The 23137-nt window shown below is 72.3% G+C and carries 27 protein-coding genes; 17 read left to right on the forward strand and 10 right to left on the reverse strand.

The genetic code is table 11. From position 1 onward, the window contains the following. Nucleotides 1-9: 9 nt before the first annotated feature. On the reverse strand, nt 10-795 hold the full coding sequence (locus H7X46_RS27110; RefSeq protein ID WP_186362038.1) for an SDR family NAD(P)-dependent oxidoreductase: 786 nt from the start codon (nt 793-795) through the stop codon (nt 10-12). A 53-nt stretch (nt 796-848) separates the two neighbouring features. Here H7X46_RS27110 and H7X46_RS27115 point away from each other — a divergent pair, with 53 nt between their 5' ends. The 4 genes from H7X46_RS27115 (at nt 849) to H7X46_RS27130 (ending at nt 3148) form a co-directional block, all read left to right on the forward strand. Then, nucleotides 849-1238 (forward strand): hypothetical protein, encoded by a 390-nt coding sequence (locus tag H7X46_RS27115; protein ID WP_186362039.1) that lies wholly within the window; start codon nt 849-851, stop codon nt 1236-1238. Nucleotides 1239-1274: 36 nt separating this feature from the next. Further along, on the forward strand, nt 1275-1907 hold the full coding sequence (locus H7X46_RS27120) for a class I SAM-dependent methyltransferase (protein WP_186362040.1): 633 nt from the start codon (nt 1275-1277) through the stop codon (nt 1905-1907). 63 nt (nt 1908-1970) lie between these two features. Beyond that, nucleotides 1971-2354, forward strand: coding sequence for a hypothetical protein (locus H7X46_RS27125; protein ID WP_186362041.1), 384 nt, complete (start codon nt 1971-1973; stop codon nt 2352-2354). 389 nt (nt 2355-2743) lie between these two features. Beyond that, entirely contained in the window at nt 2744-3148 is a 405-nt protein-coding gene (locus H7X46_RS27130) for a transglycosylase family protein (protein ID WP_370589002.1), read from the forward strand. A 51-nt stretch (nt 3149-3199) separates the two neighbouring features. Here the strand turns inward: H7X46_RS27130 and H7X46_RS27135 are convergent, their stop codons facing one another. Further along, on the reverse strand, nt 3200-4210 hold the full coding sequence (locus H7X46_RS27135) for a TIGR03617 family F420-dependent LLM class oxidoreductase (protein ID WP_186362042.1): 1011 nt from the start codon (nt 4208-4210) through the stop codon (nt 3200-3202). Further along, nucleotides 4210-5085 carry an alpha/beta hydrolase gene (locus H7X46_RS27140; protein ID WP_186362043.1) on the reverse strand — a complete coding sequence of 292 codons (876 nt, stop codon included), beginning with the start codon at nt 5083-5085 and terminating at the stop codon, nt 4210-4212. Before H7X46_RS27140 ends, H7X46_RS27135 begins: the two co-directional genes overlap by 1 nt. A gap of 139 nt (nt 5086-5224) precedes the next feature. On the opposite strand from H7X46_RS27140, the gene H7X46_RS27145 reads away from it, so the two are divergent. Then, a complete protein-coding gene (locus tag H7X46_RS27145) occupies nt 5225-5935 on the forward strand; it encodes an alpha/beta fold hydrolase (RefSeq protein WP_186362044.1) in 711 nt (236 codons plus the stop codon). A gap of 27 nt (nt 5936-5962) precedes the next feature. On the opposite strand, the gene H7X46_RS27150 is transcribed toward H7X46_RS27145, so the two are convergent. Beyond that, a complete protein-coding gene (locus H7X46_RS27150) occupies nt 5963-8053 on the reverse strand; it encodes a chorismate-binding protein (RefSeq protein WP_186362045.1) in 2091 nt (696 codons plus the stop codon). Between the two features lie 106 nt (nt 8054-8159). Beyond that, on the reverse strand, nt 8160-8807 hold the full coding sequence (locus tag H7X46_RS27155; RefSeq protein ID WP_186362046.1) for a nuclease-related domain-containing protein: 648 nt from the start codon (nt 8805-8807) through the stop codon (nt 8160-8162). 460 nt (nt 8808-9267) lie between these two features. On the opposite strand from H7X46_RS27155, the gene H7X46_RS27160 reads away from it, so the two are divergent. Then, nucleotides 9268-9756 (forward strand): DUF1992 domain-containing protein, encoded by a 489-nt coding sequence (locus tag H7X46_RS27160; RefSeq protein WP_370589003.1) that lies wholly within the window; start codon nt 9268-9270, stop codon nt 9754-9756. A 186-nt stretch (nt 9757-9942) separates the two neighbouring features. Here the strand turns inward: H7X46_RS27160 and H7X46_RS27165 are convergent, their stop codons facing one another. Further along, nucleotides 9943-10335: an SRPBCC domain-containing protein gene (locus H7X46_RS27165; protein WP_186362048.1), complete on the reverse strand. Its 393-nt coding sequence runs from the start codon at nt 10333-10335 to the stop codon at nt 9943-9945. Nucleotides 10336-10593: 258 nt separating this feature from the next. On the opposite strand from H7X46_RS27165, the gene nthB reads away from it, so the two are divergent. The 4 genes from nthB to H7X46_RS27185 all read left to right on the forward strand — a co-directional run bounded on the left by nthB (nt 10594) and on the right by H7X46_RS27185 (nt 13284). Continuing rightward, complete coding sequence (nthB, locus tag H7X46_RS27170; protein WP_186362049.1) at nt 10594-11292, forward strand: nitrile hydratase subunit beta; 699 nt, start codon at nt 10594-10596, stop codon at nt 11290-11292. Nucleotides 11293-11305: 13 nt separating this feature from the next. Then, complete coding sequence (nthA, locus tag H7X46_RS27175) at nt 11306-11923, forward strand: nitrile hydratase subunit alpha (protein ID WP_186362050.1); 618 nt, start codon at nt 11306-11308, stop codon at nt 11921-11923. Further along, nucleotides 11920-12231 carry a nitrile hydratase accessory protein gene (locus H7X46_RS27180; RefSeq protein ID WP_370589004.1) on the forward strand — a complete coding sequence of 104 codons (312 nt, stop codon included), beginning with the start codon at nt 11920-11922 and terminating at the stop codon, nt 12229-12231. Before nthA ends, H7X46_RS27180 begins: the two co-directional genes overlap by 4 nt. A 603-nt stretch (nt 12232-12834) precedes the next feature. Beyond that, nucleotides 12835-13284, forward strand: coding sequence for a MarR family transcriptional regulator (locus tag H7X46_RS27185; protein ID WP_186362051.1), 450 nt, complete (start codon nt 12835-12837; stop codon nt 13282-13284). Nucleotides 13285-13833: 549 nt separating this feature from the next. Here H7X46_RS27185 and H7X46_RS27190 read toward each other — a convergent pair. Beyond that, nucleotides 13834-14517 carry a DUF1707 domain-containing protein gene (locus H7X46_RS27190; RefSeq protein WP_304633509.1) on the reverse strand — a complete coding sequence of 228 codons (684 nt, stop codon included), beginning with the start codon at nt 14515-14517 and terminating at the stop codon, nt 13834-13836. Nucleotides 14518-14683: 166 nt separating this feature from the next. Here H7X46_RS27190 and H7X46_RS27195 point away from each other — a divergent pair, with 166 nt between their 5' ends. The 3 genes from H7X46_RS27195 to aroQ are packed head-to-tail and all read left to right on the forward strand — an operon-like array spanning nt 14684 to nt 17156. Beyond that, nucleotides 14684-16009, forward strand: coding sequence for a sensor histidine kinase (locus tag H7X46_RS27195; protein WP_186362052.1), 1326 nt, complete (start codon nt 14684-14686; stop codon nt 16007-16009). Then, entirely contained in the window at nt 16006-16674 is a 669-nt protein-coding gene (locus H7X46_RS27200; RefSeq protein WP_186362053.1) for a response regulator transcription factor, read from the forward strand. The genes H7X46_RS27195 and H7X46_RS27200 overlap by 4 nt, the downstream gene beginning before the upstream one ends. A gap of 17 nt (nt 16675-16691) precedes the next feature. Then, nucleotides 16692-17156 (forward strand): type II 3-dehydroquinate dehydratase, encoded by a 465-nt coding sequence (gene aroQ, locus H7X46_RS27205; RefSeq protein WP_186362054.1) that lies wholly within the window; start codon nt 16692-16694, stop codon nt 17154-17156. Between the two features lie 61 nt (nt 17157-17217). Here the strand turns inward: aroQ and H7X46_RS27210 are convergent, their stop codons facing one another. Next, nucleotides 17218-17625, reverse strand: coding sequence for a VOC family protein (locus tag H7X46_RS27210; RefSeq protein WP_186362055.1), 408 nt, complete (start codon nt 17623-17625; stop codon nt 17218-17220). A gap of 128 nt (nt 17626-17753) precedes the next feature. On the opposite strand from H7X46_RS27210, the gene H7X46_RS27215 reads away from it, so the two are divergent. Both H7X46_RS27215 and H7X46_RS29215 read left to right on the forward strand, forming a co-directional pair. Then, entirely contained in the window at nt 17754-18743 is a 990-nt protein-coding gene (locus H7X46_RS27215) for a Gfo/Idh/MocA family protein (RefSeq protein WP_186362056.1), read from the forward strand. 606 nt (nt 18744-19349) lie between these two features. Next, nucleotides 19350-19820, forward strand: coding sequence for a hypothetical protein (locus tag H7X46_RS29215; RefSeq protein ID WP_222131452.1), 471 nt, complete (start codon nt 19350-19352; stop codon nt 19818-19820). A 113-nt stretch (nt 19821-19933) separates the two neighbouring features. Here H7X46_RS29215 and H7X46_RS27220 read toward each other — a convergent pair whose 3' ends face one another. Together H7X46_RS27220 and H7X46_RS27225 are read right to left on the reverse strand one after the other, a co-directional pair. Beyond that, the gene (locus H7X46_RS27220) at nt 19934-20215 is read right to left on the reverse strand and encodes a hypothetical protein (RefSeq protein ID WP_186362057.1); all 282 of its coding nucleotides are present in this window, start codon (nt 20213-20215) and stop codon (nt 19934-19936) included. A 121-nt stretch (nt 20216-20336) separates the two neighbouring features. Next, complete coding sequence (locus tag H7X46_RS27225) at nt 20337-20807, reverse strand: anthrone oxygenase family protein (protein ID WP_186362058.1); 471 nt, start codon at nt 20805-20807, stop codon at nt 20337-20339. Between the two features lie 134 nt (nt 20808-20941). On the opposite strand from H7X46_RS27225, the gene H7X46_RS27230 reads away from it, so the two are divergent. Both H7X46_RS27230 and H7X46_RS27235 read left to right on the forward strand, forming a co-directional pair. Beyond that, nucleotides 20942-21922, forward strand: a complete 981-nt coding sequence (locus tag H7X46_RS27230) for an AraC family transcriptional regulator (protein WP_370589005.1) — start codon at nt 20942-20944, stop codon at nt 21920-21922. A 634-nt stretch (nt 21923-22556) separates the two neighbouring features. Then, nucleotides 22557-22934 (forward strand): hypothetical protein, encoded by a 378-nt coding sequence (locus H7X46_RS27235; protein WP_222131453.1) that lies wholly within the window; start codon nt 22557-22559, stop codon nt 22932-22934. The last annotated feature ends 203 nt before the right edge of the window (nt 22935-23137 follow it).

Genomic DNA, 23137 nt, shown 5'->3' on the forward strand with positions numbered 1-23137 from the left:
GGCCGGCCGTCACGTGTCGCCGTGCACCAGCGGGCGCAGGTCCGGGTAGTTCGAGATCTCCCACCCGCCGTCGACGACCAGGCTGGTACCGGTCACGTAGCTCGCGTCGTCGCTGGCCAGGTACAGGCACGGGCCGGCGATCTCCTCCGGCTCGGCGGCGCGGCGCTGCGGGATCCGGGACAGGAAGTCCGCGTTGAGGCCGGTGTGCGCGCGGAACTCGGCGGTCAGCGGGGTGGCGACCAGGCCGGGCAGCACGGCGTTCACCCGGATCTGGTCGCCGGCCAGCTCCAGCGCGGCACTGCGGGCCAGGTTCTCGGTGCCGGCCTTCGCGGCCGCGTACGAGCTCGCGCCGTAGAGCGGCACGTGCGCGTTCAGCGACGACACCAGCACCATCGCGCCGCCGTCCCCGGTCTCCCGGATCGCCCGCGCGGCGTGCCGGACGGTCAGGTAGGACCCGTGCAGCACCAGGTCCACGGTCCAGCACCAGTCCGCGGTGTCGCCGTCGGCGATCGTGCCGAACCGGGCCGCGCCGGCGACGGCGAACGCCACGTCGAGGCGGCCGAACCGGTCCACCGCGGTCGCGACGGCGGAGCCCACCGCGGCCTCGTCGGTGACGTCGGCCCGCACCGCGACCACGTGCTCGTCGGAGTCCGGGGCCGGATCGGCGATGTCGGCCAGCACCACCCGCGCGCCCTCGGCGCGCAGCCGCCGGACGATGGCCGCCCCGATCCCGGACGCCCCTCCGGTCACCAGCGCCACCTTGCCGTCGAAGCGCCCGCCGTCCACCCGCTGCATCGTGGCCTCCCCGAAGATGTGGTGAACCCGACGGTAAGGGGTATGACGGCAGCATGGCCCGATGTGACCTGACCTGGATCCCGCGCCTGCTCGGCGCGGCCACCGCCGCCTGCGGAGCGGTGATCACCGCGCGGCCCGACCTGGTCGTGGGCGCCGTGGCCCCGGCCGCAGGCGACGCCCGCGCCGAGTCCGGGCGGCGGGCGCTGGCCGTGCTGCTCGGCACCCGGGACCTGGCCTCCGGCCTCGCGATGCTGCTCGTCCCGGCCGGCGCCCCGCTGAGGACGGCGATCGCGATGCGGGTGGGCGCCGACGTCGCCGACGTCGCCGTGCTCGGCTCACGGCTGCCCGGGCAGGACGCCCGGGAGAAGGTGACGATGGCCGCGGCGGGCCGGGGCGCGCTCTGCGCGCTGGCGGTACTGGCCGCCGACCGGGCGACGCGTTGACCTGACAGGCGCCCCGATCTCCACGATGATCGGCGGATGGCCACGAGTACCGGGGGCGACCCCCACCTGGAACGCGCCTACACGCTGAGCGGCCCGGACGACGCCCGCGACTTCTACGACGAGTGGGCGCCGACCTACGACGCCGACCTCACCGGGGAGACGCAGGGCTACGTCGCGCCCTCGGTCACCGCGGACGCCGTCGTCGCCGCGGCCGGGACCGGCGGCGGGATGCTCGACGCCGGCTGCGGCACCGGTCTGGTCGGCGTGGAGCTGGCCCGGCGCGGGGCCGGCACGATCGACGGGCTGGACGTGTCGCCGGGGATGCTCGAGCGCGCCCGGGCGACCGGTGTCTACCGCGACCTGCGCGAGGCCGACCTCACCCAGGTGCTGGACCTGCCGGACGACCGCTACGACGTCGTCGTCTGCGTCGGGACGCTGACCCACGGGCACCTCGGGCCCGCGGTGCTGTCCGACTTCGCCCGGGTGATCCGGCCCGGCGGCTTCCTGGTCGCGACCGTGCTCGACGACGTCTGGGAGTCGGGCGGCTACCGCGCCGAGGTCGACCGGCTGTGCGCCGGTGACGTGCTGGAAGCCGTGTCGATCGAGGTCGCGCCGTACCGCGCCGGGCAGGCGGTGGACTGCCGGCTGCTGGTCCTGCGGGTGCGGTGAACCGCTCGTGAGTGGAAAGCAGGGCCCTGGCCCTCGTTTCCACTCACGGGCCAGACTGGCCCGATGGGTAACGAGCGCGGCCCGGTCGTCGGGCGCCGCATCCTGATCGCGCTGCTGGTGCCGGCCGTGGTGGTGCACGCGCGGCTGGCCGTCGGGACCACGTGGCCGCTGCTCGCCGTGCTCGAGGTGGCCGTGGCGATCGCCGCCGTCGCCGCGCTGGCGCTGGTCGTCCGGCGGGCCGACGGGCGGGCGTTGCTGGCCGCCGCCGTCGCCGGAGGGCTCGGGGTCGCGCTCTTCCTCGTCCCGGGTCTCGTCCGGCTCGTCCAGGGACAGGACGCGGCGGGGTGGCTGGACCCGTGGGCGTTCGGTGCGCTGCTGGTGGACGCGATGGTGGTCCGGATCGCGTTCTTCACACTGCGCAAGCTCGATGAGCCCTCCGTCACGTGACGCCTTGCACGACGGGCTCGGAAACCTCTCCGGATCGGAAGCAACAATCGTCGCCATAGATCGTTCGTAACCTTCGAAATTGGCCTCCGACCTGCGGCAACGTCTGTTACCGTTATACGGGTGTGATAGCTCACCGGCTGTCGTCTTGACCCGATCTCGGTCTTTCGGCGAGCTTTGGAGTCGCTCTCGGCCGTCCACGGCCGGGGCGCGCACCGAAGCGCCGGAACCGCCACGCCAGCACGGCCCCGTCCCACGGTTTCCGGCCAGTCGACCTGCACGGACGGGACGGGGCCGCGGGCTGCGAGGACCACCTCGCACAACAACCGGACGGCGCTCCCCGCGCGGCCGGCCGCCCGGAAAGTCGTGGGTCCGGAACCAGGTGAGAACAGATGAGCAGCACGCGCATGTCCATCCGTGGGCGTTTTGTCGGGACTCTGACCGCCGGCATCCTGGCGTTCGGGGCTCCGCTCGCCCTGGCCGGCACCGCGAACGCCGCCCCCGAGACCTCCGCGCCGGTCGCGCCGACCGCGGCCGTGGCGCCGACCCAGTCCGTCTCCACCGCGACGTGGGAGAAGCTCGCCGAGTGCGAGTCCGGCGGGGACTGGAACATCAACACCGGCAACGGCTTCGGCGGTGGCCTGCAGTTCACGCAGTCCACGTGGAAGGCGTTCGGCGGTAAGGGCAAGCCCCAGAACGCCAGCAAGGCCGAGCAGATCCGCGTCGCGGAGAACGTGCTCGAGGGCCAGGGCTGGGACGCCTGGCCGGCCTGCTCCAAGAAGCTGGGCCTGCAGTAAGACCCTCGACGGCGGGCGGCGACCCTGGTGGTCGTCGCCCGCCGCCGCGTGTCAGGCCGCCCGCAGCCGGGTGACGACGTCGAGCACCAGTGCGGGGTCGGCGTCGTACGGCGTGTTCAGCGAGACCCGGTCCACCAGGTCGCCGTAGCGGGCTGCGATCCCGGTGGCGACCTCCTCCGGCGAACCGGCGACGGCGAGCACGTCGAGGAGCTCGTCGTCGACCAGGCCGGCCATCTCGTCCCAGGCCTGCTGCCGGGACAGCGCGTTGAGCCGGTCCGCGAGCTCGCCCCGGCCGTGGAGGTCCAGCACCGGCCGGTACGGCGGCGTCGAGGCGTAGAACGCGATCTGCCGCCGCACCCCGGCCTCCGCGGCGGCGCGGGCCTCGGCGTCCGCACCGAGCACGGTGAACACCGGCAGGCAGACGTCGAACCCGGAGAGGTCGGCACTCCCGCGTCCGCGGCGCAGCGCGGGCAACGTCACCTCCGCGAGGTACGACGGCGAGGTCAGCGAGTGCGCGAGCAGCCCGTCGGTGACCCGGCCGGCGACCTCCGTCATCCGCTCACCGACCGCCGCCAGCATGACCGGCGGCGGACCGTGCGGGTTCGGCCCCGGCGAGAAGAACTCGGTCATCAGCGTGTGCGAGTAGAACTCCCCCTGGTGGCGGAGCCGCTCACCGGTGGCCCACGCGTCCTGGATCGCGCGCAGTGCCCGGACGAAGTCCTCCATCCGCGCGGCCGGGCGGCTCCACGGCATCCCGAACCGCCGCTCGATGTGCGCGCGCACCTGCGAGCCGATGCCGAGCTCGAACCGCCCGCCGGAGATCAGCTGCACGTCGTTGGCCTGGTAGGCCAGCGTCATCGGGTTGCGGGCGAAGGCCACCGCGATCGCCGACTGGAGCCGGATCCTGCTGGTCGCGCGGGCGGCGAGGCCGAGCGCGACGAACGCGTCGTGCGCGGTCTCCGGGACCGAGACGGCGTCGTATCCGTCCTTCTCGGCCGCGACCGCGGTCGCCTCGGTCTCCAGCGGGTCGGCGGAGAACGGCCCCGTGGTGTCGACGCGCATCAGGCGTTCCCCGCCGGCACGACCCGGTCCAGCCAGGCCAGCAGGTCGGCGACGACCTCGTCCCGGTTGGTCTCGTTGAACACCTCGTGCCGCGCACCCGGCCAGATCCGCAGGCTGACGTCCTCCAGTCCGGCCGCCGCGTAGCGCTCGGTGAGCGGCCCGACGAGCTGCAGGCCCGCGTTCACCGGGTCCTGGTCGCCCACGACGATGTAGACCGGGAGGCCGGCCGGGATCGGCTTCAGCGTCGCGACCTCGGCCAGCGGCCGGGCGGCGGCGAACATCGCCTGCGACCCGGGCAGGTCGAGGCCGAACCCGCAGCGTGCGTCGGCGACGTACGCGTCGACCTGGGCGGGATCGCGGGAGAGCCACTCGAACCCGGTGCGCTGCTCGAACCGCTCGTTGAACGACGACAGGTCCAGCGGCCCGGACAGGTCCAGGCCCTGCTCCATCACGTCGAGCGCGGCCGTCCCGGACAGGACGACGGCGTCCGGCGGGGTCCCGTCGGCGACCAGGTGCTGCTGGACGGCGAACGACCCCATGCTGTGCCCGAGGAGCACCAGCGGGACGCCCGGGTGCTCGGCCCGGGCCAGGCCGGAGAGCACGCCGATGTCGGCGACGAGCTGGCCCCAGCCGTCGTCGCCGAGCACGCCGTGGTTCTCCGGGCCGCCCGCGGTGGCGCCGTGCCCGCGATGGTCCTGGGCGTAGACGGCGAAACCGCGCCCGGTGAGCGCGCCGGCCAGCGCCTCGTACCGCAGGGCGTGCTCGCCCATGCCGTGCGTGAGCTGGACGATCCCGCGCGGCGGCCCGTCCGGGAGCCAGCGGTAGGCGGTGACGGCGGTGCCGTCGCGGCCGGTGAAGGTGAACGTGTCGGTCATGCGCTGCACCGCCAGTGGTGTCGGTCGATCTTCGCCCGGATCGTCCGGCACGGTGTCACGGGCGGTCAATGCCGGGCTCGGCTCCCGCCGGCGCGGTGCCGCGGTCGGCCGTGGCCGACGGGCGTGCCAGGCTGCCGGCATGACGACGTTCGTGCTGGTCCACGGCGCCTGGGGTGGCGCGCACGGGTTCCACCTGCTGCGCCCGCGGTTGCGGGCGGCCGGGCACGAGGTGGTGACACCGGCGCTCACCGGGATCGGCGAGCGCTCGCACCTCGCCGGGCCGTGGATCGGCCTGTCCGTGCACGTGCGCGACGTCGTGAACGCGGTGCTCTACGAGGACCTGCGCGACGTGGTACTGCTCGGGTTCTCCTACGGCGGCATGGTCGTGACCGGGGCGCTCGACGCGATCGGCGACCGGGTGGCCGAGCTGGTGTACCTGGACGCGTTCGTCCCGTCCGACGGCGACACCGTCGTCGCGCTCGCCCCGGGGATGGGCCGCGCCGTCCCGCCGCCGGGTGTGGACGGCCTCGGCGCGTCCTGGCTGCTGGCCGGCCCGGAACGGCACTACGACGATCCGGCCGAGGCCGCCTGGTCGGCCCCGCGGCGTTCGCCCCAACCGGTGCGGACGTTCACCGAGCCGGTGGCCCTGTCCCGGCCGCTGGAGGAGTGGCCGTTCGGGCGGACCTACGTGCGGGCCACTCGGGAGGACGTCACCGGCGGGGCGTTCACGGCCGCCGCCCGGCGGGCCGAGGAATCAGCGGCCTGGCGGTACGCCGAGATCGACTCGACGCACCTGGTGCCGCAGAATCGGCCGGACGAGCTGGCGGAGATCCTGCTCGACCTGGCCTGAGCCGAGGTCGCAATGGCGGGCGGCGGATCACCGGTGTCGCCGGGTGCCTCGGCCGGCGAGCCGGGTGGCGAGCACGCGGGTCAGCGGATCCGGTGCGACCCAGCTCCCGGCCAGGGTGCCGCCGTCGTGCACCTCCCGCACCCACTCGATCCCGCGCAGCGCGTTGACCAGGAAGAACCCGTCGGCGTCGGCGAGCGCGCCGACCGGCAGCGGTGCGATCCGGACCGCGCCGGGCCCCAGCAGGTCCAGCACCGCCCGCCGCCCGGTCCCGGGAAGGATGCGGCCGTCCAGCGGGGGCACCCACAGCCGTCCATGGTGGACGGCCGCGATCGCGGAGCGGGTCGTCTCCCGCAGGAGCCCGGCCGGGTCGGCGAGCAGCGGGGTGCGGTCCGGACCCGTCGCGGCCTCGTGGGCGTCCAGCCAGCGCCGGTCGGCGAACTTGTGGGCCTCGGCGTCGGTACCGCGGCGGACCTCGAGGACCAGCCCGGGTTGCTCGTCGAGCGGGACCGCTCCGGGCCATGCCGCGATCCGCACGTCCACCCGGGACGGATCGCGCACGTCCGCCTCGACCCGCATCCGGTGGTGCCCGGTCAGGCCGGCGGCGGCCCGGGCGACCGTGCTCTCGACCGGGGCGGTCAGCACCCGGCCGGTCACCGCGAGGTAGGAGCGCCGCAGCCGGGCCGCGTGCTCGCCGACCCGGGCCGGGACGCCGTCGGTGCAGGCCAGCGTCTCGAACAGGCCGGCGTCGCGGTCGGCGGGCCGGGTCACGGCGGGCGACGGTGGCCGCCCGGGGCCGTCCAGCGCGGCGAGCACCGGGGCGGCCTTCGTGAGGCACTCGCCGTACTCCTCGGCCGGGTCGGAGTCCACGGTGATCCCGCCACCGACCCCGAGCCGCCCGTCGCGGGACCCGTCGGGGCGCACCGGACCCAGGTCGAGGGTCCGGATGGCGACGTTGAACTCCAGCCCGGCAAGCGGGCTCACCCCACCGACGGCCCCGGTGAACAGGCCCCGCTCGCGACCCTCGCAGTCGGCGATCACCTCGCAGGCCCGGACCTTGGGTGCGCCGGTGACCGAGCCGGGCGGGAACGCGGCGGCGAGCAGGTCCCCGTCGGTGACGTCGTCGCGCAGCGTGGCGTGCACCCGCGAGACCAGGTGCCAGACCCCCGGATGCGGCTCGACCGCGAGCAGCCGGCCGACCCGCACCCCACCCGGGACCGCGACCCGGGCCAGGTCGTTGCGCATCAGGTCGACGATCATCACGTTCTCGGCGGCGTCCTTCACCGACACGGCCAGCTGGCCGCGCTGGTGCTCGTCACGCTGCGGGTCGCCCGTGCGCGGGCGGGTCCCCTTGATCGGCGCGGTGCCGACCTCGGTGCCGGCACGGTGCAGGAACAGCTCCGGGCTCGCGCTGACCGCCGCCCGGTCCGGCCCGGCGACGAGCGCGGCCCGCGCGGGTGGCACGGCGGCGGTCAGCCGTGCCCAGGCCTCGTGCGCGTCGCCGTGCAGCCGAACGTCCAGCCCGGTGGCGATGTTGGCCTGGAAGATCTCCCCGCGCCGGATCTCGGTGACGCAGCGCTCCACGGCGGCCAGGTGCGTGTCCCGGTCCGGCCACCGCAGCACCTCGAGCCGCGCCGCCCGGCGGGGCGCCGGGCGGCCGAGGTCGCGCCGCAGGTCGGCGAGCCGTTGCTCGGCCGAGGCGACGTCCGGGTGCACCGGCAGCTCCGCCGGCCGGCCGGCGCCGGCCACCAGGGCCTCGAACCACCAGCGCTCGCCGTCGTGCCGCAGGACGTCGCGGTACCAGGCGAGCACCGCGCCCGGCCGGGTCTCCGGCAGCGCGTGGTCGAGGAACCCGAACCAGCCGCCGCCCACCGCGCCGGGCCGGGCCGGGTCGGCCGGCAGCCGGGGGACCGCCGCGAGCAGCGCGAACGGGTCGGAACCCGACGGCGCCACCCGCACCGGGTCACAGGTCACCACCGCCCCCCACGCCCATCCGCCGGCGAACGCGGCCACCCGGTCGCGGTGCGCGAGCCGGCGCACCAGCTCGCCGGGTTCGCCGCCGGTCGCGAGGGGCACGGCGTACAACCGGGGCCGGACGGGTGCGGAGGCGGTCGACGTCACCGGCAGAGCATGCTGATCCCGGCCGTTGCCGGGAAGGGGCCGGTGGCGTAGTGCACGTACGGGCCCGCCGCGCCGCGGGCACGGTCCCGCTATTGACAAGATCCCCTCAGGTCCAGGCCTCGGGGCGGCGGGCGACCCCGTGGATCCGCTCGACCTCGGCGGGGTCCAGGACGGCTGCCAGCCCGCGCAGGGCGTGCACCAGCGCGCCCTCGGTCGCGACCACCACGTCGTCCGGCCAGCGCCGGACCCGCATCGGCGCCCCGATCACCGCGATCACCGGCCGGACCGGCACCCGGGCCCCGTCCGCACCGAGCCGGGGTAGCAGCAGCTCGCGCACCCGCTGCGCCTCGAGCCGAGCCCGCGGGACCGCGTCGGTGGACACACCGGACACGACCAGCCGGTCGCCGTCCAGCAGCACCGGGCGGCGCCGGTGGTGCCGAGAGTTGATCACGCAGATCCCCGGTGGCCCGACCAGGACGTGGTCGAGGTCGGCCGCGCCCCCGTCGAGTGGCACGGAGTGGAGCACCCGCCAGCGTGGCGGCCGGCCGAGCAGCCGGTCACGGCGGGTCCGGCCGGTCAGGGACGCCAGCAGTTGCGCGGTGCGCAGCTCGCCGTCGGCCCCGAGGCGCCAGTTGCGGTCCGGGCCCCCGGCGCCGCGGACGTGGGCGGCCACGTGCCCGGCCCGGCGCCCGGGATAGTGCCGGGCGAGGTCCAGGGTGCGGGAACGGTCGACGGTCTCGTCGGTGCGTGTCATGGACGGAGTGTGGACCCGGCCACCGACAGGAACGGGCGGCCACGTGCCTCTCACCCGCGCTCCGATCGATCAGCACCTTGTGGCCCCGGGCGGGGCGGGAACGTGCGCGTCGAGCGTCGCTGGTGGGTTGATCAGCGCGTTCTGGCCCCGCGTGGGGCGAGATCGTGCGTGCCAGAGGCTGTGGCCGGGTCGATCAGCAGGTTGGCGCCGTCGGTGGGGCGTGAAGGTGCGTCTCGAGCAGCGCACCGGGGGGTGATCAGCACGTTCTCGGCGCGAATGGGGCGGGAACGTGCGCGTCGAGCGTCGCTGGCGGGTCGATCAGCGCGTTCTGGTCCCGAGCTGGGCGAGATCGTGCATGCCGGGCGCTGCGGCCGGGTAGGTCAGCACGTCGTTTCCCAGAATGGTCGTGCGCCGGCCGGGCGCCGGTAACCTCGGCCGGGGGTGAGCGGTGATGAACCCGGTGGATCCACGTTTCGAGTCCCCGGTCGACCGGGCGATCCGGGAGGCCGCCGAGCGCGGGGAGTTCGACGACCTGCCCGGCAAGGGCCGCCCGTTGCCGGGAGCCGGCACCATCGGCCCGGTCGACGAGAACTGGTGGGTCCGCGGCTACCTGGAGCGTGAGGGGCTCTCCGGCGAGGCGCTGCTTCCGCCGTCGATCCAGCTGCGCAAGGAGCTCGACCGGGTCGACGCGACCGTCGCGCGGTTCCCCGACGAACGTCTGGTCCGGGAGCACGTCGACGAGGTGAACTCCCGGGTCGTCGACCACATCCGGAACCCGGTCGGGCCGCGGGTCCCGATCCGCAAGCTGGACGCCGACGAGGTCGTCGGGCGCTGGCGGGCAGCTCGGGAGCGGCTCCGGTCCGGGGCGCCGGGTCCCGCGGAAGCAGCGCCGGTGCTGCGGCAGCGGAACCGCCGCAGCTGGTGGGCCCGTCTCCGCCGTCGACGGTGAGGCCGGGCTCGGATGAAGCCCTCGACGTGCCGTCGCCCGGAGCGGCATCGCCCCGGCGTCGCCGGAGCGCGGCCCGGCCCGGCGGTGCCCCACGAGCGGGTCGTTCGTGGCGTTCCTTCCGACGAAGGGTCCGCTCGTGGGACAGCTGCAGCGCCCCTGACGCCGCCCGGGCGGCGCGTGTCCGGATCAGCTCCGGGCCGGGATCCGGGGCGCGAAGTGGCCCGGGGCGGCCAGCGGCCGGTCGGTCTCCAGCAGGGTCTTGAGGGCCGCGAGGATCGCGGGCCAGCCCTCGCCGACGTCGCTGCGGTCCTGCTCGCCCTGTGCGTCGTCGGTGAAACCCGTGTGCAGGACCTGCAGTTTCACCGCCTCGTCGCCGAACGGGGAGATCGTGAACTCGACGACCGTCGGAGGCCGCCCCGCGGCTTCCTCTGCCCGGCCGGTGAAGGTGTACGACAGCCGGGCACCGTGCAGCCCGCACGGTCGAGTGGGCCGGTGGCCTCGACAGCCTCGGGGAACGGTCAGCATGTCGCAGCAGACGACGAGCACGTCGCGCACGCCGCGGTTGAGCACGGAAGGCACCCCGCGCCACTCCCTGCCGACCCCACGACATGACATAGTTCCATGTGGAAGCGAGAGTGGGTCACACGCCACAACCGATGGCACCCGGACATCCCACCGCTCTACGAGTGGGGCCCCGGTGATGAGGTCATTCCCACTGACATCTTGACCAGGACATGATGCCGAAGTGACAGGGGCGAGCGTAGCCGTCTCGCTCGGCGAGATCAGCGCCGATGGACAAGCAGCAGAACCCACTCTTCGAAACCTTTGGAGGCAGTAATGGATGGCGTCCATGACGCTGGCGGAATGCATGGATATGGGTCCGTGCCGTACCAGAAGGACGAGCCCTACTTTCACCATGAATGGGAAGGTCGGGTGCTGTCCATTCTCACCTGGATGCACCTCAAGGGGATCTCCTGGTGGGACAAGTCCCGAATCTACCGGGAGAAGATGGGAAACGAGAACTACGTCAACGAGCTCCGGAAATCCTACTACACGCACTGGCTGAGCGCGGCAGAGCGTCTGCTGGTCGACTCGAACATCTTCACCGAGCAGGAGCGCCGGCATCGAGTGGGCGAAATTCTCGACGGCACCTACAGGGATAGGGTTCCGACCAAGGAGTTCGATGAGTCTGAGATCGAGGCGGCGATCTCGACCATGCACGAGCCGCACTCACTGGTTCTGCCGGGACCGACGCCGTCCTACGAGCCCGGGGATCGAGTTCTGGTGAAGAATATGAATCCGAGCGGACACACTCGCTGCCCGAAGTACGTTCGTAACCGGGTCGGCGAGGTAGTCATGTCTCATGGACCCCAGATCTATCCAGAGAGCAGCTCGGTCGGAGCGGGCCCGGACCCCAAGCCATTGTACACCGTCGGGTTCAAGTCCAAGGACCTCTGGGGAGACGACGGGAATGAGAACGATGTCGTCTATGTCGATCTCTGGGAGCCCTACCTGTCCTCGCCGAATGCGGCCTGAAAGGAAATAAGGCATGAGCGAGCACGTCGAAACGTACACCGAGTACGAGGCCCGCACGAAGGCAATCGAGACCCTGCTCTACGAGCGTGGCATCGTGTCGCCGAAGGCGGTCGATCGAGTGGTGTCCTACTACGAAAACGACCTCGGGCCCATGGGCGGCGCGAAAGTCGTGGCGCGGACGTGGGTAGACCCCGAGTACCGCGACTGGGTTGCGCGAGACGCGACCGCGGCCATGGCCTCACTGGGCTACGCCGGGGAACAAGCCCACCAGATCACGGCGGTGTTCAATGACAGCAGCACCCATCATGTCGTCGTCTGCACCCTCTGCTCGTGCTATCCGTGGCCGGTGCTGGGACTTCCGCCTGCCTGGTACAAGAGCATGGAGTACCGTTCCCGAGTGGTCGCTGATCCGCGAGGGGTGCTGGGTCGTGATTTCGGTCTGAAGATCGTGGACGACGTCGAAGTCAAGGTGTGGGACAGCAGCTCCGAGATTCGCTATATCGTGATCCCGGAGCGCCCGGCAGGAACAGACGGTTGGACCGAGGAACAGCTCATCAGGCTGGTCAGTCGAGACTCCATGATCGGCGTCAGTAAGGCCCTCTCCCCGGACGACATTGGAGCGTTGGCGTGAGCGGGGTGTCGGTAGAACTTCCCATCTCAGGAGAGGAGGCGCCGCCGCGGGACAATGGCGAACTCGTGTTCACTGAACCGTGGGAGGCCACTGCCTTCGGAGTTGCCGTAGCCCTCTCTGACCAAGGTAGCTACACCTGGGAGCATTTCCGTCAGCGGTTAATGCGGGTTATCGCGGCATCCGAGGGGTGCGAGGCGTACTATGAGAGCTGGGCGAAGGCACTCGAGGCGAGTGTGATCGATGCTGGGCTGATCAGCGAGTCGGATGTGCGAGCGCGGATGGACACGCTGCTCCACCACCACGATTGATCCCGCCCGGGCTGGTGCTCTAGCTGCGCAGGACCAGCAGGTCGCGGTCCGTCTGTCTTCCGTCCTCTGAGGGCGGACCGCGATCTCGGTCCGGTATTCAACTGCTTCGTCGTGACACGAGATGTCGACAAATCTGGTCGGCGCTCGGGGGTGAAGATGGTACGGATCGGACAGGACTGCTACGAGCTGCGTGCGATAGTTTCGTTTGCTAATGCGGTGAAGGAGGTCGTCGCGACTTCACCGCAACTCAGACTGCTTCCGCTTGGTCACGGGCTCGCCATCGTACTGCTAGTTGATGATCTGGCCGAGACCGCGTTCTGTACGCGCACGACGTCCCGGAGCAGATGCCGGATTACCCCATCTTTGAGCATCTGCTCGTCGGCCACGATGGTGTCCGGGTAACTGTCCGGTCCAGCCCTCTCGTCAGTGTCGACTCGAGCACCCTCGACACAATTTGCACACTTGAAGGAATCAGACTCCGAGTGGCCGAAACGATGACCGAACGACTGGAAGATCGTCCCCGCTCTCGGCGATGACCACAGGAACGCACTGTTGGCCGCTCCCGGGTCACGTAATTTCCGAATGGACTACCGGGGGTGGTAAGTGTTGGAGGCGAGCGAGCCGCTCTCCCTGCTCCTCACGACGCTGGAGCGCTTCGCGAATCAGCGGATCAGAACGACGGTGCTGGCATCTGAAGGATTATCAGTCGACCAGTGGCGAGTGATGTGGTCCATTTATCGTGGTGGCGGTTGCTCGATGAGTGAGGTCGCCGAACGGGCCGTCGTTTCGACCACCACATTAACACGAATAATCGACAAGCTCACCGCGCAGTCGGTTCTCTATCGGCATGTCGACACCAGTAACCGGCGCCGTACGCCGCTCTATCTTTCGGATCGTGGTGCCAGGCTGACGGAACGTGTCCGGGCAAGGGTTGACGAAGTGGAAAGTGAAATCTTCGGCAATGGCGGCAACTCACCTGAGTGCCTACAGGGTGTGATGCGACGTGCAGGCGCGGCGTGGTCGCAGTCGTTCGAGAATTCACATCTCTCTTAGTTCGTCATTGTGTTCCTCCGATCGCGGACGATCGCCCGGATCATCTTCGAGACCGGCGCCCGCCGCAGCCTGCCGACCTAGCCATCCCTGCCTCGCCGTGTTTGCGGTAGCGGTCGGACCACGGTCTGTCGTCGTCCAGGCCACCTGGAACCGCTCGGCGGCCTGCGCTACCGCCGCAGGCCGTTCTCGACGGTCAGGCGGGCAACGGTGCAGTCGGTCCTTCTGGGCCGGCGGTTGGCGTAAGCACGATGACACCTCCTGTGGTTGTGGTGCGGTTGCCTTCGACAGCTTCACACCTTCCGCAGGAGGTCGTTCCCATTCGAGATCAGTCAGATCGTGCCGTCACACGACATCGACCAGTGTCCATGGTCGGTACAGCCACAACCCGCGGGCGCGGTCCACCACGAGCAGTCCGCTCGTGGCGAACGTGCGGGACCGCCGTTGCGCACCGGTCTCGTCCCGGCTGCGCTCCTGCGGGTCAGTGGCGCCGGCCCGGTGGGTTCGCCCCGGAATGGTCGTCGGCTGCGACGGGCCGGGTGGCGGAGGCGGTCATCGCAGCTCGTCGGGGACGGTGTCGTCGGGCGACGGCTCGCGCTCGGCCCGTCGCGAGTGGACGAACAGGAGCAGGCCCAGCCAGAACGCCGGTCCGATCGGCATGAACAGCGGCGCCGGTCCCAGGATCGCCACCACCATCAGGAACAGCAGCACGGCGGCGGTCACCCCGGCGTGCACGGCGAGGTTGCGGCGGGCCCGCGGGGTCAGCGGCCCGCGGTGGGGACGGCGTGGCCGCGGCGGCCGGGGCAGGCCGGCCAGCAGCGGGACCAGTTCGGTCCGGGTGCGGGCGGCGTAGGCGGCGGCCTGCCGCTCGTCGGCCTCGTCCAGGGTCAGCCGACCCTCGGCCGCCGCCTGGCGGAGCCGGCCCGCGACGTGCTCGCGCTCGGCGTCCGAGGCGAGGACGGCGTCGTCGCCGGGCGGGATCGTGCGGCGTCGCGCCGGGGGCGACACCGAGGCCGGGACCGGCGGGGTGTGCGGGGCCGGCGCGGTGTCCGGGGTTGGCGGGGCGCTCATGGTGAGCGGCGTGGTGGCGGTGTCGATGGCGGTGGTGGCGTCGGCTCCGGTGGCGTCGGCAGCGCCAGTGGCGCCGGTGGTGGTGGCCCCGGTCACGCCGGTGGTGTCGGCGGCGGTTGCCCCGGTGGTAGCGGTGTCGGTGGTGGTGCCGGGTGTGGTCGTCATGCCGGAAAGCGTGTCCGCCCACGCGCCCTCGCGCGTCCGCCCGCGGTCGGCGGTTCCGGTGCCGCCCCGGTGGCAGCGCTTCGCCCCGTCGTACTCCCGGGGCGGTACCCCGCCCGCCTCCGCGCGGAGGACGTCGGTTGTCGGTGCCCCGGTCTACCGTGGCGCCGTGCGCACCGAGAGCAGCCCGAGCTGGTGGGGCGGGGTCCTGCGGACCCTCGTCCTGCCGGCCGTCGTCGCGCTGCTCACCGTGGGCGGGACGGCGTTCGGCCTGGCCCGCCGGTACTGGGGGCCGGGGCCGCCACCGGCGGTCCCGCCCGAGATCCCGTTCGACGGCCTGGCCGTGGCCCTGCTCGCGGTCGGGCCCCTCGCGCTGGTGTTCCGGCGGGCGAACCGGATCGCGGCACTGGCGGTGATGGCCGGCGCCGTCGTCGGCTACCTGGGGCTCGGCTACCCGCCGACACCGCCGGTGGGGCTCGCGCTCGCCGTGGCGATCGTCTCCGCGGTGGCCGCCGGCCTGCACCACCGGGCGTTCGCGGTGGTCGTGGTGGCTGCGGTCGTGCTGGCCGGCTGGCTGCTGGTGGCCGGGCGCCCGGTGCCGTGGAGCGCCACCGGTCCGGCGCTGGCCTGGCTGGTCGCGTTGTTCGCCGCCGGTGCGCTGTGGCGGGTGCGACGGGAGCGGATCGAGCAGGTCCGCCGCGCGGCGGAGGAGGAGCGACGGCGACGCGCGGGCGAGGAGCGGCTGCGGATCGCGCAGGAGCTGCACGACGTGCTCGGCCACCACGTCTCGTTGATCAACGTGCAGGCGGGGGTGGCGTTGTTCCTGATGGACGACGACCCGGAGCAGGCCCGCACCGCGCTCACCGAGATCAAGCGGGCCAGCCGGGACCTGCTCCGGGAGATGCGCTCCACGCTGGGTGTGCTGCGCGGGGTGGACGAGCAGGCACCGCGGCTGCCCACGCCGGGCCTGGACCGCCTCGACGCGTTGCTCGACGAGGTTCGCGCGGCCGGGCTGCCGGTGGATCGCCGCACCGACGGGGCACCGCGGCCGCTGCCGACCGGGGTGGACCTGGCCGCGTACCGGATCGTGCAGGAGTCGCTGACCAACACCCGCCGGCACTCGGGGGCGGCGGCCGCGGTCGTCACGCTGCGGTTCGGTGCGGACGAGCTGGAGCTGACCGTGGACGACGACGGCAGCGGCCCCGCCGACGGCGTGGCCGAGGGGGCCGGGCTGACCGGGATGCGGGAGCGGGCCCGGTCGGTGGGCGGCACGCTCGAGGCGGGACCCGGCCCGGAGCGGGGCTTCCGGGTGCACGCCCGGCTCCCCGCGCCCCCGACGGCCGGTGGGCCGGAGCCGGCGGCCGCGGCGCCGCCGGACACTGCCCCGGCCGCCGGCGCGCCGGTCCCCGCCCCGTCCCCGACCGGCGCCCCGGTACCGGACGCGCCGGGAACCGCCCCGCCGACCGGCCCGGACGACGGGACGGTGGAGCGGTGATCCGCGTGCTGCTCGCCGACGACCAGGCCCTCGTCCGTTCCGGGTTCCGCGCGTTGCTCGGTTCCCAGCCCGACCTCGAGGTCGTCGCCGAGGCCGCCGACGGCGCGGAGGCGCTGGCCGCGACCCGCGAGCACGCGCCGGACGTCGTGCTCATGGACATCCGGATGCCCGGCACCGACGGCCTCACCGCCACCCGGTCGATCACCGACGATCCCGCGCTGGCCGGCACGAAGGTGATCGTGCTGACCACCTTCACCGACGACTCGTACGTGTTCGAGGCGATCCGCGGCGGCGCGAGCGGGTTCCTGGTGAAGGACTCCGAGCCCGGTGACCTGATCCACGCGATCCGGGTGGTGCACGGCGGCGAGGCGCTGCTCGCGCCGGCGGTCACCCGCACGCTGATCGCCGAGTTCGCGGCCCGTTCCCGGGGTGGCCCGGCCGGCGCGGCGCGGCTCGACGTGCTCACCGAGCGGGAACGGGAGGTGCTCGCCGAGGTGGCCGCCGGGCTGTCCAACGACGAGATCGCCGTCCGCCTGCACATGAGCCCGACGACGGCGAAGACGCACGTCAGCCGCACGATGACCAAGGTCGGTGCCCGGGACCGGGCCCAGCTGGTGGTGCTGGCCTACGAGTCCGGCCTGGTCCGGCCGGGCTGGGCGGGCTGAATGGGAGGATCCGGCGGGTGACGACCGTCTTCGTGTTCAACGGCCCGAACCTCAACCTGCTCGGCACCCGCAACCCCGAGGTGTACGGCACGAAGGTCCTCGACGACGTCGAGGCCCTGTGCCGGGACTCCGCCGCCGGGCACGGACTGGAGCTGGACTTCCGGCAGACCAACCACGAGGGCACCCTCGTCGACTGGATCCATGAGGCCGGGGCCGCGGTCAAGCGGGGCGAGGCGCTCGGCCTGGTGCTCAACGCGGCGGCCTACACCCACACCTCGGTGGCGCTGCACGACGCGATCGAGGGCACCGAGCTCCCGACCGTCGAGGTGCACATCTCGAACGTGCACGGCCGGGAGACGTTCCGGCACCACTCGTTCGTCTCGCCGGTGGCCATCGGGATCGTCGTCGGCTTCGGCGTCGACGGCTACGCCCTGGCGATCGACGGGCTGGTCCGGAAGCGGCGCCCGGCACGGTCCGTCTAGATTGCGCCGGACGACACCGGGCCGCCGCGGACCCCTCGCGCGCGGCGGCCCGGGAGCCTGCTCAGCCCTCGACGGCCGACGGGTCCATCCAGACGAACTCCCAGCGGTGACCGTCCGGGTCGTCGACGCTGCGGCCGTACATGAAGCCGTGGTCCTGGGTGTCCCCACCCTGGGTGCCGCCGGCGCCCAGGCCGGCCTCGGCGATCCGGTCGACCTCGTCCCGGCTCTCCACGCCCAGCGCGTTGATGACCTCGCGGGCGGTGCCGGTGTCGGCGGTGCCGGACTGCTTGGTGAACTCGGTGAACCGCTTCTCGGTCATGACCATGACGACGATCGCGTCGCTGATCACGAAGGACGCCGTCTGCTCGTCGGAGAACTGCTCGTTGAGCGTGAACCCGAGGGCGGAGTAGAACGCCTTGGAGGTGTCGAGGTCGGCGACCGGCAGGTTCACGAAGATCATGTTCGGCATGTCTGGCTCCTGGGTTGTGGTGTGGCGCCGGGGTTCCGGTGCCGTTCGAGAGGGGTGACCGCAGGCCGGGCGAGAACTCATCGCCCGGCCCCCAGGTTCGTCCCGGGCGTCCGGCAGGATCACCGTCCATGACCGTGAAGTGGGGAATCATCGGGCCGGGCCGGATCGCCGGGAAGATCGCTCCGGACTTCGGGCACGTTCGCGACGCCGAGCTGGTCGCCGTCGCGTCCCGGTCCACCGAGCGCGCCGAGGCCTTCGCCCGCAGCCACGGCATCGGGCGGGTGCACACCGGCTACCGGTCGATCATCGACGACGACGGCGTCGACGTCCTCTACATCGCCACCCCGCACCCGCAGCACCGCGCGCTCGCACTGGCCGCCCTCGAGGCCGGCAAGGCGATCATGGTGGAGAAGGCGTTCACGGTGAGCTCGGTCGCCACCCGGGAGATCGCCGCGGCCGCGCGCAACCGTGGCGTCTTCGCGATGGAGGGCATGTGGACGCGGTTCTTCCCGGCCGTCGTCCGGCTCCGCGAGCTGCTCGCCGAGGGCGCGATCGGCGAGGTCCGCTCGGTGCAGGCCGACCTCGGCGTCCGGAACCGGTCCGCCGTCGACGACCGCTTCTTCTCCCCGCAGCTCGGCGGCGGCGCCCTCTTCGACGTCGGCGTCTACGTGATCTCGTTCGCCCAGATGATCCTCGGCAGCCCGTCGGTGATCGCCGCGTCGGGCGCGCTCGCGCCGTCCGGTGTGGACCTGGAGGAGTCGATCCTGCTCGGCTGGCCGGACGGGCGCAGCGCCGCCCTGCAGGTCAGCCTGCAGTGCGCGATGCCCGGCTCGGCCCGGGTGATCGGCACCGAGGGCTGGATCGAGGTCCCGCCGCGCTTCCACCACCCGGACCGGATCGTCGTGCACCGGTTCGGTGCCGAGCCCGAGGAGATCGTGCTGCCGGCCACGGGCGCCGGGTTCACGCACGAGATCGAGGAGGTCACGCGCCGGGTCGCGGCCGGCGAGACCGAGAGTCCGGTGATGCCGCTGGCCGACACCGTCGCTGTCCAGGACGTGATGGCTGCGGTCGCCGACCAGGTCGGGATGGTGCCGGAGGAGGGGCCGGCGATGCTGTGACCATTCCCGGATTTCACCTGATCGTACCGCCGGTGCCTCTTGACGGGGGTTTCCGAAATTGGTTCCGTGTGAGAGGCAGCTGAGATTCAAATGAGCCTCCGTGAGCGTTCTTGTGGACGCGCGGGTGCGTATTCGAAGGAGAGTAAGTTGCTTGTCACCAAACCCATGGCTGGCGCGATGACGTTACTGGCCGTTGCCGCATTCATAGTCACGCTATTCGGAGGCGTGGCGTCGGCCGGGCCTTCCTATCCTCCCATTCCGAGCGACCTGTTGAGGAGTCACTGCACGGTGGAGTCGGTCGCGGGGGTGAGCAGTGGTGTCAAAATTACTTGCAATGGTCTTCCGGTGAAGGAGCGCGAGTTCCGTGCTATTGCAGTATGTAACTCCCCGAAGAAGTCTAAGGTATATGGGTTTGGGAACTGGGCGCCGACGGGGAGTGGGGCGTCAACTGCGGTATGTCCGGTTGGCTTTGGTTTCCAGCTTTTTGAAACTGGGATGCGCTGAGCGTAGACCCAACCTTCGTACCGGGAACGGGGTCGGCCGGGTTCCGCTGCCACGCATGTCGGGGCAGGTCGCCGGCATCCTGGTCGGCGCGCATCAGGCCGTTTGGGGGTCGGGATCCGGTGGGCCCAGGTTGGTCGCCAGCATGTAGCTGATCCGATAGTACTGCTCTCCGCGCGCAGGTCGGGATCCAACGGCAGTGGGCTCCTGCAAGCCGCCGCACTCGATGTCGTCACCCAGCCCGGCTGGCAGACCCATCTGCGCGCCCTGCGCAAGCAGCTTCGCGCTCGGCGCGATCTCCTCGTCGGCGCGATCTCGACACACGTTCCCAGCGCCACGGTCTGGGCAGTACCGCCCGGCGGGCTCAACCTTTGGGTGCGGCTGCCCGATGCGGTCGACCTCGATCGGCTCACGAAGGATGCCGAAGCCAGGGGTCTCGTCCTCGCTGGTGGCGATGAATGGTTCCCCGCGGAGCCCACCGGCCGCTACCTACGCCTCAACTTTGCCGGACCTGTCCCCGCCGCCTACAAACAAGCCGCCACACTACTCGACGAGTCGCTTCGGGCACAGCAGTAGCCGGCAACAACCTTCTGGCCAGCAACAGCTGGCGTTCTTTCGAACGCGGGTTCGAGTTGTCCCCAGCGCCGTCCACACCTGTGGACAACTCGCCGTTCCTGTGGACGGATCCGTCACCGGCGACGGGTGCGCCGGACCGTGGGCCGGTCCATCCCGTCGCCGGTCATCTCCCGGGCGATCCGCACGACGTGGTCGCGGACGTGCGGGTCGAGGTCGGCGGTCCGCAGTGCGAGCAGCTCGAGGATCGACGCCATGCCGAACGCCTGCTCGGGGCGGGCCAGCAGGCCGGTGTGGTGCGCCTGGATCGCGTCCCGGCGCAGCGCCGCCGCGGCCGCGAGGATCGTCTCGCGATCGGCCCGCAGCGCGGAGAGCCGGCGTCGTTCGTGAGCGTTCATGGTCCCCCGGGCGGTCGGGCGGTCGGTCGGTCCGCCCGGGGGAGCGGGCGCGGGACCAGGGTGCGCCCTGCATCCGCCCCGGGGCCAGCGGAGTCCCCGAGATGTCGCACACATGTTCGACTCAGAGGTACAGCAGCACGACGGTGAGTACCGACGTCGCGGCCCGCACGTGGTTCGCCACCGTCCACCGCGGTGCGAACGAGTCCCACTCCCCGCCCCGGTCGAGGGCGGTGTTGAGCGGGATGTTCACCGCGACCGTCACCACGAAGGCGGTCAGTCCGGTCACCGCGCCGGCGATCCGGAGCGGGTCCCCGGCGAGCACCCCGGCGAGCAGCAGCGCGGCACAGGTGAGGGCCGTCCCGGCGAACAGGGCCCCGAACACCGGGTTCAGGATCACCCGGTTCACCTCCCGCATGGTCGCGGCCGCCTCGCCGGCCGGTCGCCGGCGCAGCGCCGGCAGGACCGCGACCGAGAACGCCAGGTAGATCCCGCCGAGCAGGCCGGACCCGATGCCGGCGACGCCACCGAGGACCCCGCCGCTCGCCGCCCAGTCCACCGCGATGCCCTGGAACCCGTCCCGAGCAGTGGTCATGTCGCGCTCCCGTCGTCGATGGTCCATCCATCGTGGCGCGACAACGCTGGACGCAGAATCATTCGTCATCCACAATCATTGCTCGATCATCCACAGCTGGGGACGAGCTGTGGATCGGCTGGCATGCTGTGCCCGTGCCCGCCCCGCCGTTCCCGGTCGCCGACCCGCTCGGCGAGGCGCTGCACGTCCTGCGGATGGACGGCGTCTTCTACTGCCGGTCCGAGCTCGGCGAGCCGTGGGGGATGACGCTGCCCGCGACCCCGGGCTGCCTCTGGTTCCACGTCGTCACCTCCGGTGGGTGCCGGCTGACCGTGGACGGCGGCGAGCACGTCCTCCGCCCCGGGGAGCTGGCCCTCGTCCCGCACGGCACCGGGCACGTGCTGCGCAGCGCGCCGGACGCCCTCGCGCCGGACATCCGGGCGATCCCGCACGCGATGCTCGACGGCCGCTACGCCCTGCTCCGGCACGGCGGCGCGGGCCCGGCGACCCGGATGGTGTGCGGCGCCGTGCGCTTCGGGCATCCCGCGGCGCGCGACCTCGTCGACCGGCTGCCGGAGCTGATCAGGGTCGAGCCGTCACCGCTCGGCGACCGCGTCCAGGACACGCTCCGGCTGATCGCCGCCGAGGTCGAGGACGGCAGACCCGGCAGCGATGCGGTGATCACCCGGCTGGCCGACGTGCTGGTCATCCAGGCCGTCCGCGGCCGGCTGGAGCGCGACGCGGGCGCCCGGACCGGCTGGCTCGGCGCGCTGGCCGACGACCGCATCGGCCGCGCGCTCGCCGCGGTGCACCGTGAACCGGAGCGCGACTGGACGGTCGCGTCCCTCGCCGCGACCGCGGCGATGTCCCGGTCGGCGTTCGCGGCGCGGTTCACCGAGCTGGTCGGCGAGCCCGCGATGGCATACGTGACGCGGTGGCGGATGCAGGCCGCCGTCGACGTCCTGTCGGGGGGAGATGCGACGGTGGCCGAGGTCGCCCGCCGGTTCGGCTACCGCTCCGAGGCGGCGTTCACGCGGGCCTTCACCCGGGTCGTCGGCGAGCCGGCCGGCCAGGTACGGCGGCGGGCCACGGCGCGCGGCCCGGCCGGGCTGGAGGCGTTCGCCGGGCCGGGATGACGACACCCGAGGGCGTCGTACGCATGTTCGACCCAAGGGTGGTACGCTGCGACGACAGCACAAAGAGTCGCCTCGATGTTCTCGTATCGAGCACCATCGTGGCAGCGCAAGAGATCGGTAGACGACGTCATGGACGGGTATCGATGGCGTCGTATCGAGCATGCTCGGAAAGGAGCTAGAAAGCGGTAGACGGGCCGATCGGGGCCCGGCGATGCCGCGGTATCGGCGTGTCTCGGGGTCATCCGAGATTCCGGTAGACGGCGGCATCGATCGGTCATGGCGTTGTATCCCGCCGTCTAGCCGATGGGCGAGACGGGTGGAGACATCAGGATGGCCCCGTGCCCGCTCGGGCTCTCTGCTGCGCTCTCGCGAATTTCCTAGAACGGCGGAGACAGCCGGATCGTGCGTGCTCACGGCCCTTGCCCCGCGGCCTAGTCTGGCTGTGGCCAGGGAGGGGCGACCGATGGGCGGGAGACGTGCGGCGAGCGGCGCAGCGGCGGCGGTGCTGCTCGCCGTCCTGACCGGGTGCGGGGAGCCGGCGCCACCCGCCGCGCCGGCCGCACCACCCGCGCCCGCCGCACCGGCAGCACCGCCCGCCCCACCCCCGGCACCCGGTAGCCCGACATCGGCACCGGTGCCGACCGGAACGGTCGTCATGCTGGGCCCCAGCCAGTTCGGCGACGTGCTGTTCGACGGGGACGGACGGGCGATGTACATGTTCGCGCCCGAGAAGGGGGCGGCTCCCGCCTGCTACGGCGAGTGCGCCGCCGCCTGGCCACCCGCCGTCACCGACGGCCCGCCGCAGGCCTCCGGCGGGACCCGGCAGGAGCTGCTCGGCACGACCCTCCGCACGGACGGCACGACCCAGCTGACCTACGCCGGTCATCCGCTCTACGCGTACCGCGGCGAGCCGCCCGGGGTCGTGCGCTGCCACAACGTCGACCTGCACGGCGGGCTGTGGTACGCGCTCACCGCGTCCGGCGAGATCGCTCCGCTGGAGCCACGCTCCTGAAGGGCGAGCACCGCGGAGCGATCCACCGCACGGTGGTTCGGGGCACGAGGCAGCAGCCCGTTCCGCCGAACCCACGCTCCGGCCCGTTCCCGCCGAGATGCAGCCCAGGGTTCGGTAAAGACCGAGACAATTCGCGCTGAGCTGCATGTCGGCGGGGGTGATCCCGGCACGGACCGTTCGCGTCGGGCGCGAGGGGCCACCGT

Source organism: Pseudonocardia sp. C8, assembly GCF_014267175.1.
GTDB lineage: Bacteria > Actinomycetota > Actinomycetes > Mycobacteriales > Pseudonocardiaceae > Pseudonocardia.

Bases quoted from the DNA above. Each gene is read 5' to 3' on its own strand.
- H7X46_RS27110 (WP_186362038.1), bottom strand. From the start codon at position 795: ATGCAGCGGGTGGACGGCGGGCGCTTCGACGGCAAGGTGGCGCTGGTG.
- H7X46_RS27115 (WP_186362039.1), top strand. From the start codon at position 849: ATGGCCCGATGTGACCTGACCTGGATCCCGCGCCTGCTCGGCGCGGCC.
- H7X46_RS27120 (WP_186362040.1), top strand. From the start codon at position 1,275: ATGGCCACGAGTACCGGGGGCGACCCCCACCTGGAACGCGCCTACACG.
- H7X46_RS27125 (WP_186362041.1), top strand. From the start codon at position 1,971: ATGGGTAACGAGCGCGGCCCGGTCGTCGGGCGCCGCATCCTGATCGCG.
- H7X46_RS27130 (WP_370589002.1), top strand. From the start codon at position 2,744: ATGAGCAGCACGCGCATGTCCATCCGTGGGCGTTTTGTCGGGACTCTG.
- H7X46_RS27135 (WP_186362042.1), bottom strand. From the start codon at position 4,210: ATGCGCGTCGACACCACGGGGCCGTTCTCCGCCGACCCGCTGGAGACC.
- H7X46_RS27140 (WP_186362043.1), bottom strand. From the start codon at position 5,085: ATGACCGACACGTTCACCTTCACCGGCCGCGACGGCACCGCCGTCACC.
- H7X46_RS27145 (WP_186362044.1), top strand. From the start codon at position 5,225: ATGACGACGTTCGTGCTGGTCCACGGCGCCTGGGGTGGCGCGCACGGG.
- H7X46_RS27155 (WP_186362046.1), bottom strand. From the start codon at position 8,807: ATGACACGCACCGACGAGACCGTCGACCGTTCCCGCACCCTGGACCTC.
- nthB (WP_186362049.1), top strand. From the start codon at position 10,594: ATGGATGGCGTCCATGACGCTGGCGGAATGCATGGATATGGGTCCGTG.
- nthA (WP_186362050.1), top strand. From the start codon at position 11,306: ATGAGCGAGCACGTCGAAACGTACACCGAGTACGAGGCCCGCACGAAG.
- H7X46_RS27190 (WP_304633509.1), bottom strand. From the start codon at position 14,517: ATGACGACCACACCCGGCACCACCACCGACACCGCTACCACCGGGGCA.
- H7X46_RS27210 (WP_186362055.1), bottom strand. From the start codon at position 17,625: ATGCCGAACATGATCTTCGTGAACCTGCCGGTCGCCGACCTCGACACC.
- H7X46_RS27215 (WP_186362056.1), top strand. From the start codon at position 17,754: ATGACCGTGAAGTGGGGAATCATCGGGCCGGGCCGGATCGCCGGGAAG.
- H7X46_RS27220 (WP_186362057.1), bottom strand. From the start codon at position 20,215: ATGAACGCTCACGAACGACGCCGGCTCTCCGCGCTGCGGGCCGATCGC.
- H7X46_RS27225 (WP_186362058.1), bottom strand. From the start codon at position 20,807: ATGACCACTGCTCGGGACGGGTTCCAGGGCATCGCGGTGGACTGGGCG.